Consider the following 18,650-nt stretch of genomic DNA (forward strand, 5'->3'; position numbering starts at 1 on the left):
GAAGTGTCCTTTTTCATGTCTACTAAGCGAGAATTACTTCTTGCTAGATAGAGCACCGAAACGCTTGTTGAAGCGATCAACACGGCCGCCTGTATCAACGATACGTTGCTTACCAGTGTAGAACGGGTGACATTTGTCACATACGTCTAGGTGGATAGAATCTTTGTCTAGAGTTGAGTTGAATTCGAACTCGTTGCCGCAAGAGCAAGTAGCTTTAACAGCTTTGTATTCTGGGTGGATACCAACTTTCATGGGAAAACCTCAATTAGGCCGTGTCGCCATCCGATTCTAAGCCGGACACCACACGTTGTTAAAAAATAAATTAAAGACACCGCGTCCCACAAAAATGTGATGAAGCCATACCTTTAAGGCGCCGTATAGTAATGAATCTATGAGGCAGGATCAACCAGTTTGGATGATTTTTTCGCCACTATTGCATGATTTCTTCTTTTATTGCCTTTTTATGCTTTGCATACGCATCTCGATAACTTGCATCACTAAACTGCTTCTCGAATTTAACGTCCTTATCCTTTAGACTGTTTGCCCTGCACTTTCTAGAATTAACAAGCGAATCTATGCGTCCAACGATAGCCCGAGTGGCTCTGCCAGTCCCTTTAGATAGACAATTTGACTATAAGATTCCGAGTCACTTGTTTCCTATCATTGGCGGACGCGTATCCGTTCCTTTTGGTCGCCAAACTCTGACAGGTATCGTCACCGCACTGGTCAATGAGTCCGAGTTTGAATTCGATAAGCTTAAACCCATTAAAGCCCTGCTCGATAATCAGCCTGTCTGGCCAGACTCAGTCTACTCCTTGTTGGTGTGGTGCAGTCAGTTCTATCAATATCCCTTAGGCGAAACCTTTGCGAACGCACTGCCAAGTGCGCTGCGTAAAGGCAAACCCGCCGACTTCGCGACACTTGTCGAGTGGCAGATAACGCCACTAGGCAAAGACCAACTGATGCAAGGATTTGGACGCGCAGTCAAACAAGCTAAAGTGATGCACCTACTCGAAAATGGCCCAGTACCGCATCAAGAGTTTATTGACCAAGAGGTTTCAAGCTCGGTACTCAAAACCCTTGAAGAGAAAGGTTGGATAGAATCTCGAGAGAAAAAGCCGACACGTTATGCATGGCCAAGCGATCTTGAAAACGACCAAGACAAGCCAAAGCTCAACGAAGAACAAGCGATCGCGATTGCGACGGTGAATAGCCAAACCGACTTTGGCTGTTTCCTGTTAGAAGGTGTTACGGGTTCAGGTAAAACAGAAGTTTACCTAAATATGATTAAGCCGGTACTAGAGCAAGGTAGACAAGCCTTAGTTCTGGTTCCTGAAATCGGCCTGACCCCGCAAACCATTAACCGCTTTAAGAAACGCTTTAATGTACCGATTGAAGTTGTGCACTCGGGGTTAAATGACTCTGAGCGCCTAAATGCATGGCTATCTGCACGAGATAAGATCGCAGGCATTGTGATAGGTACGCGTTCGGCCCTGTTTACGCCATTTGCTGACCTCGGCATCATTATTGTCGATGAAGAGCATGATGCATCATATAAGCAGCAGGACAGCCTTCGTTACCATGCTCGTGATGTCGCGATTATGCGTGCTCATAAAGCCCAAATTCCGATTGTGCTTGGCTCAGCAACCCCCGCATTTGAAACCCTGCACAATGCGCAAATTGGTAAGTACGGCCACCTGACATTGAGTTCACGTGCCGGAGCCGCAGTACCAACCACGAACAAGGTTCTGGATGTTAAGGGAGAGTATCTTGAGAGTGGCTTATCGGCGTCTTTGATTGCTGAGATGCAAAGACACCTCAAATCTGGCAACCAAGTCATGCTGTTCTTAAACCGTCGTGGTTTCTCTCCAGCATTAATGTGTCATGATTGTGGTTGGACGGCAGAGTGCAAACGCTGTGACGCCTACTACACCTATCATCAATACAGCAATGAGATGCGTTGCCACCACTGTGGCTCCCAGCAGCATATTATTCATCAATGCCAAGGGTGTGGCTCCGCTAACCTAGTTACCGTAGGTGTCGGCACTGAGCAGCTAGAAACGCAACTTGAACAGCTATTCCCTGAATACAAAACCATACGCATTGACCGCGATAGCACACGTCGCAAGGGAAGCCTAGAAAACGCATTAGAGTCAATACGTCGTGGGGAATACCAAATTCTTATCGGCACCCAGATGCTCGCCAAGGGGCATCACTTTCCAGATGTCACTCTGGTTGCGCTACTCGACGTCGATGGCTCACTCTACAGCAGCGATTTTCGAGCCTCTGAGCGCCTAGCTCAACTGTTTATTCAAGTTGCAGGGCGCGCCGGACGTGCAAGCAAGCCGGGTGAAGTGATTTTGCAAACCCATCATCCAGAACATGGGCTGCTGCAAGCATTGCTGCACAAAGACTACAACCATTTTGCTCAGACAGCGTTGGCTGAGCGAAAACAAGCGATGCTGCCGCCGTATACATTTATGACGTTATTCCGCGCAGAAGCGAATGACCCACATCTTGTTGAAGAGTTCTTAAGACAAGTACGTCACACCTTAGAGTCGCACCCACTGTTTGATCAGTTCTGCATGGTGCTTGGACCGACTCCAGCACCATTGGCGAAACGTGCAGGAAAATCGCGCTGGCAGTTGATTTTGCAAACCCAAACTCGCTCACTTATGCAGAAGTTACTCATGAGCGCAAAACCTGCGATAAATATGTTGCCGCTCGCAAAAAAGGTACGCTGGTCGCTTGATATTGAGCCGCAAGATCTCAGCTAAACCTTACTGGCTTAAAACTACTGATAGGTTTATTCACGGAAATTTCATATTTATCGTGAACAACTTCACACTAGTCATGTGATTTTTGTTAATCTAGCCGTAACTTTGTATCGGCTAAACACATAAAATATTGCAATAAAAAAAGTGTTAGCAACACTTTCATAATATCAATCAATTATATAATTATTCACGCCTTAGTCAGAGGCAACAAAGGAATTAGAGAGGGTTTAATTTATGGCGACAATGAAGGATGTTGCCCAGTTGGCAGGCGTATCAACAGCGACGGTATCACGAGCGCTAATGAACCCTGAAAAAGTATCGGTGAGCACTCGAAAACGAGTTGAAACAGCGGTACTCGAAGCTGGATACTCACCCAACACTTTAGCTAGAAATTTACGTCGCAACGAATCTAAAACCATCATCACCATCGTTCCTGATATCTGTGATCCCTACTTCGCTGAGATCATTCGCGGTATTGAAGACGCTGCGGTTGAAAACGACTACTTGGTTCTTCTAGGTGATAGCGGACAACAGAAAAAACGTGAGAGCTCGTTTGTAAACTTGGTTTTCACCAAACAAGCAGACGGCATGCTACTACTCGGCACAGACCACCCATTCGATGTCAGCAAAGCAGAGCAGAAAAACCTGCCACCAATGGTAATGGCATGTGAGTTCGCCCCAGAGCTTGAGTTGCCCACTGTACACATCGATAACCTGACTTCTGCATTTGAAGCGGTGAACTACCTAGCTCAACTGGGTCACAAACGTATCGCGCAAATCTCCGGCCCGACATCAGCAACTCTCTGCCAATTCCGTCAACAGGGCTATCAACAAGCTCTACGACGCGCAGGGGTTACTATGAACCCAGCCTACAGCACCGTTGGTGACTTTACCTTTGAGGCAGGTGCACAAGCGGTTCGTCAACTGCTCGCACTACCAGAGCAACCAACTGCTATCTTCTGTCACAATGACGCAATGGCTATTGGTGCGATTCAAGAGGCGAAGAAATTAGGATTACGCGTCCCACATGACCTATCGATTGTCGGCTTCGATGACATTCAATTCGCACAATATTGCGATCCACCGTTGACCACCATTTCTCAGCCTCGCTACGAGATTGGACGCCAAGCAATGTTAATGATGCTTGATATGCTCAAAGGTAACGATGTTCAAGCGGGCTCTCGTCTGCTTGAGGCGAAATTGGTCGTTCGTGGAAGTACGGCGCCACCCCGCCTTTAATCCATGAAAATAGACACATAAATCTGCGGCACATTTTGATGTGCCGCTTCCATTTCTACACTATTATCCTCGCGCATTCTGGATTACCATGGGTGCAGAATCACCAACATTTGAAAGACTTGTGGCTAATAGAGATTATGTAAAGCGCGGTCGTGGAAATAAACGCACGGCTAAAAAACCTGCCCCTCGCCGAAAACCATGGCGCAGTGGTCTTTTGGCGATCTTACTGGCCGGTGGCTTTGGCTACGGCTTGTACCTGCTAAGCAATGATCCTGAGCCGCCTCCACCGACTGTGGTGACTAAGCCCAAACCAAAACCTAAGCCAGCGAAAGTGATTCCACCGCCACCAGAAGAAAAGTGGGATTACGTAGAAACCTTGCCAAGTCGCGAAGTTGAAGTGAAAGCCAAAGAGCAACAGGTATCTAAAGTGCCATACATCATGCAGTGTGGTGCGTATAAGACATCCGCTCAAGCTGAAGCGCGTAAGTTGGATATCGCCTTCCAAGGCATCTCTAGTGAGATCCGTAAAAAAGACGGCAGCAGCTGGTATCGAGTGGTGCTTGGCCCATACAAACTTAAGCGTGACGCTGAGCGTGATCGCCATAAGCTACAAAGAGCCAAAATCGAGCCGTGTGCAATTTGGAAAGACCAATAAATATCATAATGAAAACCTCCGCTTTCGGAGGTTTTCTGCTTTCTGAGCCAACACCATTTTCTATTGGTCGGCAAACACAATTTTCTGCTGTTCTATCAAGCATAAATTGCCCTACTTCCACTATGGCAACTTGAATTCTCAGTAGGCCATCCTCATATTGTTTTTATACCCAAAGATAAAAAGATAAAGAGGCCCTACTCGTGACTACCATTGTATCTGTACGTCGTAATAATAAAGTCGTCATCGCGGGTGATGGACAAGTATCTCTAGGCAATACAGTAATGAAGGGCAATGCCCGTAAAGTACGTCGCCTATACAACAACAAAGTACTGGCAGGTTTCGCTGGCGGTACTGCAGATGCTTTCACGCTATTCGAAAAATTTGAAAGCAAGCTGCAAATGCACCAAGGCCACCTTACCAAAGCTGCCGTTGAGCTGGCGAAGGATTGGCGTAGTGATCGCGCTCTGCGCAAACTAGAAGCACTGCTGGCAGTAGCCGATGAAACGGCATCACTGATCATCACTGGTAATGGTGACGTAGTGCAGCCTGAGCATGACCTAATCGCGATTGGTTCTGGCGGCAACTTTGCACAAGCAGCAGCAACAGCCCTACTAGAAAATACTGATTTAGATGCACGTGAAATCGCAGAGAAGGCGCTAACTATTGCAGGCGACATCTGTGTGTTCACCAACCATCACCACACTGTTGAAGAACTAGAAAGCACCGTTGAGCTACCGAAACCGGAATAAGACTCAAACCAATATTGCACCCAACAGTGATTCAAGAATTAAGGAATAGACATGTCTGAAATGACCCCTCGTGAAATTGTTCATGAACTGAACCGCCACATCATTGGCCAAGACAACGCGAAGCGCTCTGTCGCTATCGCTCTACGTAACCGCTGGCGCCGTATGCAGCTAGAAGAGAGCCTACGTGTTGAGGTTTCACCTAAGAACATTCTGATGATCGGTCCAACCGGTGTGGGTAAAACTGAAATTGCTCGCCGCCTTGCTAAGCTCGCAAACGCGCCTTTCATCAAAGTAGAAGCAACAAAATTCACGGAAGTGGGCTACGTTGGTAAAGAAGTCGAAACCATTATCCGTGACCTAACGGATGTTGCGATCAAGATGACTCACCAGCAAGCGATGGAGAAAGTGAAATTCCGCGCTGAAGAGCAAGCAGAAGAGCGTATCCTTGATGCTCTACTTCCGCCAGCTCGCGACGCTTGGGGTCAAAACGAGCAAGCTGATGAAGGCTCATCAAACACGCGTCAGATTTTCCGCAAAAAGCTGCGCGAAGGTAAGCTAGACGACAAAGAGATCGAAATCGATGTTGCAGCACCACAAATGGGCGTTGAAATCATGGCGCCTCCAGGCATGGAAGAGATGACTAACCAGCTACAAGGCATGTTCCAAAACCTTGCAGGTGACACCAAGAAAAAGCGTAAGCTGAAAATAAAAGACGCATTCAAGGCACTGACCGAAGAAGAAGCGGCAAAATTGGTTAACCAAGAAGAGCTGAAAGAGAGCGCAATCTACAACGTTGAGAACAACGGCATCGTATTTATCGATGAGATTGACAAGATCTGTAAGCGTGGTGATAGCTCTGGTCCAGATGTGTCTCGCGAAGGTGTTCAGCGTGACCTACTGCCTCTGATTGAGGGCAGCACAGTATCAACCAAGCACGGTATGGTAAAAACAGACCACATCCTGTTTGTAACTTCAGGTGCATTCCAAGTGGCTAAGCCATCGGATCTGATTCCTGAACTGCAAGGTCGTCTACCAATCCGTGTTGAGCTTGAAGCGCTATCAAGCCACGATTTCAAACGTATCCTAACTGAGCCAAAAGCGTCTCTAACGGAGCAGTACATCGCTCTCATGAAGACCGAAGAAGTGGACGTAGAGTTCACTGAAGACGGCATCACTCAGATCGCAGAAGCGGCATGGCAAGTAAACGAAACTACCGAGAACATCGGTGCACGTCGTCTACACACAGTGATGGAACGCCTAATGGATGAGATTTCATTCGAAGCGACTGACAAAGCTGGCAGCAAACTAGTGATTGATGCGGGTTATGTGAAGTCTAAACTGGGTGAGTTCGTTGAAGACGAAGACCTAAGCCGCTTCATTCTGTAGCACAAAAATATCCAACTTGTTGCTCTAACGCAAAGAAACAGCAAGCTGATTACCGATTTCAAGACCCACTCTCGAGTGGGCTTTTTATTACTTAAAAAATGAGCGTATACTCGAAATACGGTATGACACAGTGTCCTTACAACGACAAATAGACCTACGATGAAACAATCTCTACTGATTTGGCTTGATGCCGCACGACCAAAAACTCTGCCTCTCGCACTCGTCTCTATTCTTACAGGAAGTAGTTTAGCGTTCGCTAGCGATCAGTTTTCTCTATCCATTGCTTTGTTGGCTTTTCTCACCGCAACCTTGCTGCAGATCCTTTCCAACCTCGCTAACGACTATGGAGACGCGGTAAAAGGGACCGACAATGAAAATCGTCTAGGCCCAATGCGAGCGATGCAGTCGGGTGCTGTCTCTGCCGCAACCATGAAGCAAGCCATCATCCTAAACATTGTGTTTACTATGATTGCTGGGCTTATCTTAATTTTTCACGCATTGACCTCGATTGAGAGCATTCTCTCTTTCATCGGTTTGGGTGTGCTGGCGATTGCCGCAGCGATTGCCTACACCGTAGGTAAAAAACCTTACGGCTATATTGGCCTAGGTGACCTATCGGTATTTATCTTCTTCGGGCTACTGGGTGTCTCTGGAACCTACTTTCTACACACTGGACACATCGAGCCTAGCTTATTCTTGCCTGCATTGGGCTGTGGCTTAATGGCGGTGGCGGTACTGAACATCAACAACATGCGTGATATTGAGAACGACAGTGAATGCGGTAAACGCACCATGGCGGTTCGACTCGGTCAACGCAAAGCCAAGCAATATCATTTTGTGTTGCTAAGTGTGGCGGTACTCGCTTTTGCCAGTTACCTACTGATTCAAGATAAACCCGCTTGGATCAGCCTGCCGTTCTCGCTAAGTATCATTAGCGTTTATAAACATGGGAAAGCGGTTTGGGATACAGACAAACCTGCGCAAATCGCGCCTATGATGCCAGTCATCGTAAAATGCTCACTAGTAACTAACTTATTGTTTGCTGGTGTTGTTGTAGCTCAAACTCTATTGACATAATTCAGACTAATCATTGCAAAGGGATCGAGCACCGATATACTCAAAGTAAGCTCATTGTTCAAAAGGTACGCGAATGGAATACAACACTTCAGCACTGTGCGACATCTATCTAGACCAAGTCGATGTCGTAGAGCCGATGTTCAGCAACTTTGGTGGAAGAGCCTCGTTTGCTGGGCAAATCACGACACTCAAATGTTTCGAGGACAACGCGCTGATTCGCTCCGTGCTGGAACAAGATGGCTTAGGCCGTGTGTTGCTGATTGATGGTGGTGGTTCACTGCGTAAAGCACTGATCGATGCTGAGCTTGCCCTATTGGCGGAAGACAATGAGTGGGAAGGTATTGTGGTGTATGGCTGCGTTCGTGAAGTGGACGAACTGGAAGATATGAACCTAGGTATTCAAGCGTTGGCTTCAATCCCAGTAGGAGCCGTGCAAGATGGCGTTGGTGAAGTCGATGTCCCAGTCAACTTCGGTAGTGTTAGCTTTCTTCCTGAAGATTACCTCTATGCCGACAATACTGGCATTATCTTGTCGCCAGAGCCACTCGATGTAGAGTTCGAGCTTGATGCCGAAGACGATGAGAACGAATAGTTGATACAAAAATGCCCGCTAACTGAATTAGCGGGCATTTTTTCATCAGCGATTATCGCAGCAAAAGTGGATTACTCAACTTCGTCCATTTTGCCTAGTAGGCTGCGAATGCGATCTTGCCATGCTGCGTGCTCTTGCTGCATTTGTTGAGTTTTTTGCTCTAGCTCTTCACGGCTTGCTTTTAGCTCACCAGCTTCTGTCGCTAGCTGCTGCTTCTCTTCTTTTAGCTCTTCTACTTCCATTTGCAGAAGTGCAATAGTATCAACTGCTGTTTGAATTTTTGCTTCTAGTTGCTCTAGTACTTCAAAAGACATTCTGGCCTACCTTTAAGTTATCCATTTGATGTTGAAGGTTCACTCCACTTATTGCCCCATTCTACTCAGCAGAGCACGGATAAACACTCTATATCTTCGATATTTTGCGCCATTCGATGAAAAAAACATCGCTTTTTACCGAATATTGACGTTAATTGTGTCAGCACTATTACCTAACTGATTATTTCAGTGAATATTTTAAAATTTCTACTCTGCTTTGATCGTAAACAAAGCCACAAAAGCAAAAAAGCAAACGTTTCCTTTTAACTATGGTAAAATCCGCCGCGAAATTTCTATTCCCCCTTTGAAAATTTTGGAGTCCGCATGAAACGCGATTTAGCAATGGCATTTTCTCGTGTCACTGAAGGTGCAGCACTAGCAGGTTATAAATGGCTTGGCCGTGGTGATAAAAACGCTGCCGATGGTGCCGCAGTAGAAGTCATGCGTAGCCTACTTAACAAAACCGAAATCAGCGGTGAGATTGTTATTGGTGAAGGCGAAATCGATGATGCTCCGATGCTATACATCGGGGAGAATGTCGGTGTTGGTGGTGACGCAGTGGATATCGCTGTTGACCCAATCGAAGGGACTCGTATGACCGCTATGGGTCAGTCAAACGCACTGGCTGTGCTGGCTGCGGGTGAAAAAGGTAGCTTCTTAAAAGCTCCTGATATGTACATGGAAAAGTTAGTGGTTGGCCCAGGTGCTAAGGGTGCTATCGACCTAGAAAAACCACTGAAAGAAAACCTAGAGAACATCGCGAAAGCACTAGGCAAATCTTTGGATACGCTAGTGGTAACCACTCTAGCTAAGCCTCGTCACGACCAAGTGATCGCAGAGATGCAAGCAATGGGCGTTCGCGTATTTGCTGTGCCAGATGGTGACGTAGCAGCCTCTATTCTGACTTGTATGCCAGACAGTGAAGTGGACGTGATGTACTGCATTGGTGGCGCACCAGAGGGTGTGGTGTCAGCAGCGGTCATTCGCGCATTAGACGGTGACATGCATGGTCGTCTACTGCCACGTCATGAAGTTAAAGGCGATACAGAAGCGAACCGTAAACACGGTGAACTTGAGCTAGCGCGTTGTGCTGAAATGGGCGTAACGGCGGGTATCGTGTTAAAGATGGAAGATATGGCGCGCAGCGACAACGTAGTGTTCTCGGCAACAGGTATCACCAAAGGTGACCTATTAGAAGGCATCACTCGTCAAGGTAACATCGCAACCACAGAAACTCTGCTTATTCGCGGTCGCTGTCGTACGATTCGTCGTATCAAGTCGATTCACTACCTTGAGCGTAAAGACCCAGAAGTGATTGGTCACATTCTTTAGTAACGACCTCCACTCGATTCTCTTTAAGGCTAGCACTTGGGTGCTGGCCTTTTCTTTTTATAGCAATGCCGTTGAGTGACTATAGTAAATGGTTTGCTTTATAAATACCTTGCCTCATAATAGTAAGGTTCATGAGGTAGGGATAGTATGAAAACAAGCGACAGAATTTTACACACCATTAAGCGCCATGGGGCCGTTACTGCTAAACAGCTTGCACAAGAGTTTGGTATGACGACTATGGGTGCAAGGCAGCATCTCCAAAGCCTAGAAGATGATGGGATTCTGGCGTTTCATGATGTGAAGGTAAAAGTCGGTCGCCCAACGCGCCACTGGTCTTTAACTCAACAAGGACACAATCAATTTTCTGATCGTCACGGTGAGCTAACCATTCAAGTGATCGAGGCGGTTGAGAACCTATTTGGCAAAGAAGGCCTCGCCAAAGTCGCTGCAGAGCGTGAGCAATCTACCCTAAAGCAATACCAACAAGCCTTAGTCGATTGCGACGATCTTGTTAGCAAGCTTCAAACTCTCACTCGTTTGCGTGAAGAAGAAGGCTATATGGCAGAACTGCATGACGAAGGCGATCACTACGTATTGATTGAGAACCACTGCCCTATCTGCAAGGCCGCTACACGCTGCCCAAGTTTGTGCCAATCAGAGCTCAATGTGTTTACAGAACTACTCAAAAATGACTGTAATATCAGTCGTTCAGAGCACATTATTGCCGGTGAGCGCCGCTGTACATACACAGTGATCCCACTTTAGAGGCACCGAACAGTACTGTCTCAAATTTGAGAAGAACACAAACTGAACAAAAAATAACCAGATTTCTTTCTTAAGCTTAAAGCATCTCACTCACGATGCATCACTAAGGAAAGAAAGATGGGACATCCTCAACCCGATCTCAAACTGCCCCCTTTCGATGAATTGGTTGAACTTGCTCAGCGAGATCCGAATGCGTTCAACCAACTCAAACATGATATGTGCGAGCAGATGATTTGCTCAGCTTCCAGTATCATGCAGGACAGACTGCGAGCCCAACAGAGCCACATCGACTTAGTGGTCAGCCGCTGTAAAAACCCTCACCAAACCAACGTAGTCCTAATGCGTGAGCTACGCTGCCAAGTATGCAAGTTTCAGGAAGCACTTCAGGGCAACACGTCAAATACAGAGTCACCACAAGCAACCATCATCGAATTTAAACCAAGAAACACCGACTAACCCTTAGGGAATCGATACAAAAAAAGGAGGCGACATGCCTCCTTTCTATTTCAATACTTTTCTCTGCCTCATGCTTCAAGCTTAAAACGTCAAGGGTACTTTGCTTTAAAAGAATCAGCCTTTAGATACCCTATGTCTCAGAAAGACAGCATTTTAGAAAAACTACTGCGGCTCATCACCGTAATCATTACGACCTTCTGTGCCCTTCAAAAAGCCACACTCAACCAAAATCCACAGGCCACAGACCAGAGCCGCAACCGTCGCTACCATATGAATGGGCGAAACGGTTTCTGCCGTCGGAGTTGCCATAGGAGACGCTAAGCGCCCTAATACTAGGGGTACATTAAGCAATAACCACATATTCGATTTGTTTCGGTCATGCCAACGCTTTGCCGTGACCGCTAAGTCAGGAATCACCAACATCAATAAGAATATAGGCAACAAGATGTAAGAGTATGCTGGGAACAACACAGAAATCCCCGATGCAAAGCCAGTAATGGCAACGTAGTAGAACACGTTCCAAATCCAGTAGGTTTTACGGCTGATTCTTCCTTTAAAGGAAAACAGTAACTCTTTCATCGACATCTTAAATACACTCTAATTTGGGATGCGGCCAAACGGGGCTGCAAAAATTAATTAATCACTTTTTGAAAACAGTTGATGTCCATATCACGAATGTTCACTGTCAGGCTTCTAACATGGCTAGCTTGCTCTTGCAGTACCACCATTAATGCTCGTGACAGCTCCCTTTTCTGCTCTTCAGTACGACCCGCAAGTAACTCAAAGCTGATATGAATAAAGTCCACACTGTCGTCTTCTTCCCCTACCAGCCAGTGATGGCAGCGCAGCGCACGAGATTTGACAGAAGGTGCATCAAACAATCCACAGTGTAATGCAACTTGATGGAGATCTTCTAGCAAACCTTGTACATTCACTCGCTCATCCACCGAGTTTGAGTACTCAAGAACTAAATTTGGCATGGTTACTTCCTATTCTTCACGCAATCGTTTGACCTTTAATAACAAGTTACCGTGAAAAATCCGAGGAGTTCACTATTATTCTGTCTGTTGGATCACTGATATCTGTCTATTATCTACTCTGACCAATCGATAAGATCCCATAAAGACATGACCACAATCATGATCTAACGCGTTTTATCTGTTATATTCTTACGAAGATTTTTTACATTAATTGATTAAATACGGAGATATTCCTATGCGTCGTCCTGTAGTGATGGGTAACTGGAAACTTAACGGTAGCAAAGCAATGGTAACTGAGCTGCTAACTGGTCTTAACGCTGAACTTGAAGGCGTTGAAGGTGTAGACGTAGCAGTAGCTCCACCAGCACTTTACATCGATCTAGCTGAGCGTCTTATCGCAGAAGGCGGTAACAAAATCATCCTAGGTGCACAGAACACTGACCTAAACAACAGCGGTGCTTTCACTGGCGACATGTCTCCAGAAATGCTGAAAGACTTCGGTGCTTCTCACATCATCATCGGTCACTCTGAGCGTCGTGAGTACCACAACGAATCAGACGAGTTCGTTGCTAAGAAATTCAAATTCCTACAAGAAAACGGCCTGAAGCCAGTTTTCTGTATCGGTGAATCTGAAGCGCAAAACGAAGCGGGCGAAACTGAAGCAGTATGTGCACGTCAAATCAACGCGGTTATCGACGCTTACGGTGTTGAAGCTCTAAACGGCGCAATCATCGCTTACGAACCAATCTGGGCTATCGGTACTGGTAAAGCAGCAACAGCTGAAGATGCACAACGCATCCACGCTTCTATCCGTGCAATGATCGCAGAAAAAGACGCAGCAGTAGCTGAGCAAGTAATCATCCAGTACGGTGGTTCTGTTAAGCCAGAAAACGCTGAAGCTTACTTCGCACAACCAGACATCGATGGTGCTCTAGTTGGCGGCGCAGCGCTTAACGCAGCTGGTTTCGCAGCTATCGCTAAAGCAGCAGCTAAAGCAAAAGCTTAATTTAAACTTCACCGTTTAAATTGAAGAAAGGTCAACTTAGGTTGGCCTTTTTTATTGCCTGTTACCCAAACCTCACCCGCTGATCTTCAGGCATAAAAAAACCGCTGACAATGCAGCGGTTCTTTACATTTTTAGACCAAGACCGGCTTAGAATAGCTCTTCAGCAACCTTGAATAGGTCTGAACGATCTGGGTTTTTCATGTTCTCGATACAGTCGATGATATCGTGGTGAACAAGCTGTTCTTTCTCGATACCAACACAACGACCACCGTGACCTTCTTGAAGTAGGTGAACTGCGTAGTTACCCATGCGAGAAGCCAGTACGCGGTCAAATGCTGTAGGGCGACCACCACGTTGGATGTGACCAAGAACCGTTGCACGAGTTTCACGACCCGTTGCCGCTTCGATCTCTTTCGCTAGCTCATTTGCATCCATCATTAGCTCAGTAAGCGCGATGATTGCGTGCTTCTTACCCTTCGCGATTCCATCTTGGATGTTTTGGATAAGCTGCTCTTTGTCTAAGCCAGTTTCAGGTGTGATGATGTATTCACAACCGCCAGCAATCGCAGACATTAGGGTTAGGTCACCACAGTGACGGCCCATGATCTCTACGATAGAGATACGTTGGTGTGAAGATGATGTATCACGTAGACGGTCGATGTTGTCGATAACAGTGTTCAGTGCCGTTAGGTAACCGATTGTGTAGTCAGTACCTGCAATATCGTTATCGATTGTGCCTGGTAGACCGATACATGGGTAGCCCATTTCAGTCAGCTTCTTCGCGCCCATGTAAGAACCGTCACCACCCACAACAACAAGTGCTTCGATGCCGTGTTTTTTCAGGTTTTCGATACCTTTTTGGCGAACTTCAACTTCTTTAAACTCAGGGAAACGTGCAGAGCCTAAGAAAGTACCACCGCGGTTGATCACGTCAGATACGCTAGAACGATCCAGTTTCTTGATACGGTCTTCAACCAGACCAAGGTAACCATCGTAAATGCCGTAAACTTCGATACCAGCAGACAGTGCTGTACGAACAACACCACGTACTGCCGCGTTCATACCAGGTGCGTCACCGCCACTTGTTAAAACACCGATTTTCTTAATCATGCTCACCCTCAATATTTGGGAATTTATTATCAATTCTTGCTCTTGCTGATTGTATATCAACAAGATTTTAAATCTATATTTGTGCGCTATGTTACATTTCCCCAACAGGAATACCACTCAAATCGCACAAAATTATGTAACTTTTCTACTTCTGTAGGAGTATTACAGTTTTACTCAATAACTTTGTTGATTCACATCAGAATCAACATTAATTGTTATTGGCTGGTTTTTATATCACCAAAGTATTAGCAAGTTTTACTCAATGTAGCCCAAAAATACCCCACTTACCATTTAGGTTGAATGGGGAGTCTATCTACCAAGATTGAAACTTTTGCTGCTTCTCAGGGCCAAATACCACCGAATAGGGATCTTGGTGAATCAGTACATCAGCATCCGGGAAAACCGACAACAACTTGGCCTCAACTTCATCAGAAATGCGATGCGCTTCAATAAGTGGCATCTCATCTTGTAACTCCAAATGCAGTTGAATAAAACGAATTGGCCCTGAGCGACGCGTTCTTAACTGATGCACTCCCAATACTCCTTCAATACTGAGCGCCGCGCTTTTGATCTGTTTAAGTTCTTCATCTGGCAGTTTTCTATCGAGCAATGATTGAATCGCTTCCATCGCCATCTGATAGGCGCTGTAAAGAATGTAGCCACCAATTGCGATCGCAAAAATAGGATCCGCATGTTCAAAGCCAAACCAACTCAAAGCCAGTGCCAGCATGATCGCGGCATTCATATAAAGATCGGACTGATAATGTAGAGAGTCTGCGGCTATCGCCTGGCTGCCCGTTTTCTTAACCACATGTTGCTGGAAACGGACTAAACCAAAGGTGACGAAGATGGCAAACAAGCTGACATAGATGCCGAGCTCTGGTGAGTTTAATTCTTGAGGTCTAAAGAAACGGTCAACGCCGTTTAGAATAAGGAAACAGGCCGATCCGGAAATAAACATTGCTTGTGCCAAAGCCGCTAAGGATTCTGCCTTTCCATGGCCAAAAGTATGTTCTCTGTCAGCAGGTTGCAACGAGTAGCGCACCACCAACAGGTTGACTAACGAAGCGGCAATATCGAGTAGGGAGTCGACTACCGAGGCCAATAAACTGACTGAACCTGTCACCCACCAAACGGCGACTTTTACGACCAATAAGAGTGTCGCAACGATAGTGGCTGCCCAGGCCGCGAGTGTCACAAGACGAGCGTATTCTGCTTTCATATTCTGACTATTGTTTGAACTATTGCACAAAGTATAACCTGACAACAACCGATTGAATATGACAGTCAGCCACTTAAATTTTTGTAATTGCGATCAAAAAAAGCGACACACGGTCGCTTTTTCAGTCTTGCTCATGTTGCTGGCGTGTGGTGCCACGCCCAATCATTAGCTGTCTTTATTTGCTCGTTTTTCCATTTTCTCTAGACACTTAGCCATGCGCTCTTGTTGCAGTTCAGTCAGCTTAGTCTTCTGTTCAGGAGTCAAAACGCTCATCATTTCGTGCTGCTTCTTCAGCATAGCAACGCGACGTTCTGTCTGTTTCTCTACCATTTTGCTCGCCAGTTCATTCGCTGCTGCTTCATCGAAGGTATCCGCCAGAACCAATGCTTGAACTTGCTCACGGTGCGCCTTCATCTCGGCCATTTTTTCAGCTTTGTTCGCAGAGCGCTTCTCTTTCATCGCCGCTCGGTTTGCTTCACGCATCTCTTTAAGCTGATCTTTTTGTGCGTCTGTTAGGTCAAGCTGGCGCATCATTTTCTTATCAAAGCCACCGCACTTGCCGTGCATACCTTTGTGGTCGCCTTTGTCACCGCCACCATACGCATACGCACTTGCTGTACCAAACACTAGTGGAAGAGCTGCAGCTGCTAGTACAAGTTTCTTAGTCATTTTCATAATCTTTGCCTCAAATTGGTATAATCATTTGTGTGTCTGCGTCTGTTGGTCAGCGCTTGAGTATAGAATAGAAGCTCACACGTAAAGCAACGTGTAGAAAGCGTAAAGAATCGTAAAGAGTGCAAATTGACGAATAGTTAGCAGTTATTATTTAGGTGTAAACAACACAACAAGGTTCTCCCTATGGCAAATATCCTCCTTATTGATGACGACACGGAACTGACCAGCCTTTTAAAAGACATCTTGAGCTTTGAAGGCTTTACCGTAACCGAAGCCAATGATGGTTACGCAGGCCTCGACGCGATCAATAGCGACATTGACCTTATCTTACTGGATGTGATGATGCCCAAGCTCAATGGGATGGAAACCCTTAAGAAGCTGCGTGAGTCATGGGAAACCCCAGTATTAATGCTTACGGCGAAAGGAGAAGAGATTGATCGCGTGATTGGGCTTGAGCTCGGTGCCGATGACTACTTACCCAAGCCGTTCAGTGACCGTGAACTGCTCGCTCGCATTCGCGCCATCTTGCGACGCACTCAATCGAGTAACAATAACGAGAAAGCAACCACCAGCGACTGCGTTCGCTACCAAGACTTAGCCGTGTATCCGGGCAAGCAAGAAGCTTACTGCAATGAGCAATTGCTGGATCTCACCACCACCGAGTTCGCCCTATTGAGCCACCTGATTCAAAACCCAGGACAAGTGATCACTAAAGAGTCACTCAGTTTAGATGTGCTTGGAAAAAGACTCGCGGCCTTTGATCGTGCCATTGATATGCACATCTCTAACCTAAGAAAGAAAGTACCAGAACGCCCTGACGGCAAAGCTCGCATTAAGACTCTGCGTGGCCGTGGCTACCTATTTGTTGAGGAAGATTAATGCGCTTACCTAAAATCACCAGCTTATATGGACGTATCTTTGCTATTTTTTGGTTCACCATGTTACTGGTGCTTTTATCAGTGCTCTCTCTGCCACACCTAGATCCGCGTGTTGCACGAGATGTTCCTGCAGAACACTACGACAAACTCACTCGCATCGCTAAAGCCACAGAGAAACGCTTTGCGGGCGAAGACAACCTTGGCAAGATTGTCTTTCAGCTTGAGGGACCACCTCGCAGTCGCAAAGATTCTCGCCCACGCATTTACCTAACCGATTTAGACGGTAGCGTCTTGACGACTAAGCGCCACTCTAACTACAAGGTCAAAGCGATCCGCAACTTTGTAACGACCATTGATAACCCAGAGGTACCAAAGCAGAAGCTGTATGGGCATTACATGGTGGCAGGCCCGGTTCCTGTTGTGCTCGCCAATGAAGACCTGATGATGTACGTCAGTGTTAAATGGAATCAACCGCCACCTTTCTTACTAAGGTTGTTTGATAAACCACTGCAACTGCTTCTTGCCGTCATGCTAGCGAGTACTCCACTACTATTGTGGCTTGCTTGGGCACTTAGCCAACCCGCGAGAAGATTAGAGCGCGCAGCACAACGTGTCGCAAAAGGACAATTTGAGGTCGACCCAACCCTTGAAAAAGGCACCTCTGAGTTCCGTCAGGCTGGGGAAAGCTTCAACCAGATGGTCGAGGCCGTGAATCAGATGATTTCAGGGCAGCAGCGACTGCTCTCCGATATCTCTCATGAACTGCGCTCCCCTTTAACACGCCTAAGAATGGCTAACGCGCTTGCTATCCGCAAGCAGGGAGAAAGCCAAGAGCTGGAGCGAATTGACACCGAAGCGCAGCGATTGGAGCAGATGATCAGTGAGCTGCTGACTTTGTCGCGCATGCAGGTCGATAGCCATATCACGCGAGAGATCCAGCCACTTTCGAGCCTATGGGAAGAGATCCTAAAAGACGCAGAGTTCGAAGCAGAACAGATGAGTAAAAGCCTCACCTTCTCTGAGATTCCAGAACGCTCGATATCTGGCAACCCTAAGTTATTGATGAGCGCACTCGACAACATCATTCGCAATGCCATCTACTACGGTAAAGACAAGGTCGATGTACAGATGAGCGTGAAGCAAGACCAACTCACAATTCAGGTCAATGATAATGGCGATGGCGTCCCTGAAGCGGAGCTTGAGTCGATATTCCGACCATTCTATCGAGTGTCAACCGCGCGCGACCGCCATTCGGGAGGCACAGGGCTTGGGCTAACCATCACCGAGAGTGCGATTCGTCAGCACAGCGGCACCATTACCGCGAGTCGCAGTTCACTGGGCGGATTACAGGTGGAAATTACCTTGCCTATCATCCCTTTGTAATAACCTTACAAAGATCTAGTTGATAATGAGATCCATTATCATTATGGTGAATCC

General features: G+C 46.6%; 20 protein-coding genes. 13 read left to right on the forward strand and 7 right to left on the reverse strand.

Annotated features, from left to right (window positions below):
- Positions 1-33: 33 nt before the first annotated feature.
- Entirely contained in the window at positions 34-252 is a 219-nt protein-coding gene (rpmE, locus tag OCV50_RS13330; protein WP_239841935.1) for a 50S ribosomal protein L31, read from the reverse strand.
- A 323-nt stretch (positions 253-575) separates the two neighbouring features.
- Between rpmE and priA the strand changes: the two genes are divergently transcribed.
- The 7 genes from priA (at position 576) to rraA (ending at position 8,475) form a co-directional block, all read left to right on the forward strand.
- The gene (gene priA / locus OCV50_RS13335) at positions 576-2,777 is read left to right on the forward strand and encodes a primosomal protein N' (protein WP_261903254.1); all 2,202 of its coding nucleotides are present in this window, start codon (positions 576-578) and stop codon (positions 2,775-2,777) included.
- A gap of 234 nt (positions 2,778-3,011) precedes the next feature.
- Positions 3,012-4,016, forward strand: a complete 1,005-nt coding sequence (gene cytR / locus OCV50_RS13340) for a DNA-binding transcriptional regulator CytR (RefSeq protein ID WP_261903255.1) — start codon at positions 3,012-3,014, stop codon at positions 4,014-4,016.
- 121 nt (positions 4,017-4,137) lie between these two features.
- A complete protein-coding gene (locus OCV50_RS13345) occupies positions 4,138-4,671 on the forward strand; it encodes an SPOR domain-containing protein (RefSeq protein WP_261904163.1) in 534 nt (177 codons plus the stop codon).
- 200 nt (positions 4,672-4,871) lie between these two features.
- Complete coding sequence (gene hslV / locus OCV50_RS13350) at positions 4,872-5,420, forward strand: ATP-dependent protease subunit HslV (protein WP_032549976.1); 549 nt, start codon at positions 4,872-4,874, stop codon at positions 5,418-5,420.
- 51 nt (positions 5,421-5,471) lie between these two features.
- Positions 5,472-6,806 carry an HslU--HslV peptidase ATPase subunit gene (hslU, locus tag OCV50_RS13355; RefSeq protein WP_261903256.1) on the forward strand — a complete coding sequence of 445 codons (1,335 nt, stop codon included), beginning with the start codon at positions 5,472-5,474 and terminating at the stop codon, positions 6,804-6,806.
- A gap of 159 nt (positions 6,807-6,965) precedes the next feature.
- Positions 6,966-7,883 (forward strand): 1,4-dihydroxy-2-naphthoate polyprenyltransferase, encoded by a 918-nt coding sequence (locus OCV50_RS13360; RefSeq protein ID WP_261903257.1) that lies wholly within the window; start codon positions 6,966-6,968, stop codon positions 7,881-7,883.
- 73 nt (positions 7,884-7,956) lie between these two features.
- Entirely contained in the window at positions 7,957-8,475 is a 519-nt protein-coding gene (gene rraA, locus OCV50_RS13365) for a ribonuclease E activity regulator RraA (protein ID WP_032549971.1), read from the forward strand.
- Between the two features lie 71 nt (positions 8,476-8,546).
- On the opposite strand, the gene zapB is transcribed toward rraA, so the two are convergent.
- Positions 8,547-8,789: a cell division protein ZapB gene (zapB, locus tag OCV50_RS13370; RefSeq protein WP_032549970.1), complete on the reverse strand. Its 243-nt coding sequence runs from the start codon at positions 8,787-8,789 to the stop codon at positions 8,547-8,549.
- Between the two features lie 324 nt (positions 8,790-9,113).
- Here zapB and glpX point away from each other — a divergent pair, with 324 nt between their 5' ends.
- From glpX to OCV50_RS13385, 3 genes are all read left to right on the forward strand, one after another.
- Positions 9,114-10,121, forward strand: coding sequence for a class II fructose-bisphosphatase (gene glpX / locus OCV50_RS13375; RefSeq protein ID WP_261903258.1), 1,008 nt, complete (start codon positions 9,114-9,116; stop codon positions 10,119-10,121).
- Positions 10,122-10,268: 147 nt separating this feature from the next.
- A complete protein-coding gene (locus OCV50_RS13380; RefSeq protein ID WP_261903259.1) occupies positions 10,269-10,886 on the forward strand; it encodes a helix-turn-helix transcriptional regulator in 618 nt (205 codons plus the stop codon).
- Between the two features lie 117 nt (positions 10,887-11,003).
- Positions 11,004-11,342, forward strand: coding sequence for a DUF3135 domain-containing protein (locus OCV50_RS13385; protein WP_261903260.1), 339 nt, complete (start codon positions 11,004-11,006; stop codon positions 11,340-11,342).
- Between the two features lie 162 nt (positions 11,343-11,504).
- Here the strand turns inward: OCV50_RS13385 and OCV50_RS13390 are convergent, their stop codons facing one another.
- Positions 11,505-11,927, reverse strand: coding sequence for a DUF805 domain-containing protein (locus OCV50_RS13390; protein ID WP_261903261.1), 423 nt, complete (start codon positions 11,925-11,927; stop codon positions 11,505-11,507).
- Between the two features lie 47 nt (positions 11,928-11,974).
- The gene (locus OCV50_RS13395; protein ID WP_261903262.1) at positions 11,975-12,322 is read right to left on the reverse strand and encodes a 5-carboxymethyl-2-hydroxymuconate Delta-isomerase; all 348 of its coding nucleotides are present in this window, start codon (positions 12,320-12,322) and stop codon (positions 11,975-11,977) included.
- A 235-nt stretch (positions 12,323-12,557) separates the two neighbouring features.
- Here OCV50_RS13395 and tpiA point away from each other — a divergent pair, with 235 nt between their 5' ends.
- Positions 12,558-13,328, forward strand: a complete 771-nt coding sequence (gene tpiA / locus OCV50_RS13400) for a triose-phosphate isomerase (protein WP_032549963.1) — start codon at positions 12,558-12,560, stop codon at positions 13,326-13,328.
- A gap of 147 nt (positions 13,329-13,475) precedes the next feature.
- On the opposite strand, the gene pfkA is transcribed toward tpiA, so the two are convergent.
- From pfkA to OCV50_RS13415, 3 genes are all read right to left on the reverse strand, one after another.
- Positions 13,476-14,438 (reverse strand): 6-phosphofructokinase, encoded by a 963-nt coding sequence (pfkA, locus tag OCV50_RS13405; RefSeq protein ID WP_239841940.1) that lies wholly within the window; start codon positions 14,436-14,438, stop codon positions 13,476-13,478.
- A 313-nt stretch (positions 14,439-14,751) separates the two neighbouring features.
- Entirely contained in the window at positions 14,752-15,660 is a 909-nt protein-coding gene (gene fieF / locus OCV50_RS13410; RefSeq protein ID WP_239841941.1) for a CDF family cation-efflux transporter FieF, read from the reverse strand.
- A 165-nt stretch (positions 15,661-15,825) separates the two neighbouring features.
- On the reverse strand, positions 15,826-16,335 hold the full coding sequence (locus OCV50_RS13415) for a CpxP family protein (protein ID WP_261903263.1): 510 nt from the start codon (positions 16,333-16,335) through the stop codon (positions 15,826-15,828).
- 183 nt (positions 16,336-16,518) lie between these two features.
- On the opposite strand from OCV50_RS13415, the gene OCV50_RS13420 reads away from it, so the two are divergent.
- Both OCV50_RS13420 and cpxA read left to right on the forward strand, forming a co-directional pair.
- Positions 16,519-17,214, forward strand: a complete 696-nt coding sequence (locus OCV50_RS13420) for a response regulator (protein WP_261903264.1) — start codon at positions 16,519-16,521, stop codon at positions 17,212-17,214.
- The gene (gene cpxA / locus OCV50_RS13425; RefSeq protein WP_239841944.1) at positions 17,214-18,596 is read left to right on the forward strand and encodes an envelope stress sensor histidine kinase CpxA; all 1,383 of its coding nucleotides are present in this window, start codon (positions 17,214-17,216) and stop codon (positions 18,594-18,596) included. The genes OCV50_RS13420 and cpxA overlap by 1 nt, the downstream gene beginning before the upstream one ends.
- Positions 18,597-18,650: the final 54 nt, after the last annotated feature.

The organism is Vibrio fortis (assembly GCF_024347475.1).
GTDB classification, from domain to species: domain Bacteria; phylum Pseudomonadota; class Gammaproteobacteria; order Enterobacterales; family Vibrionaceae; genus Vibrio; species Vibrio fortis.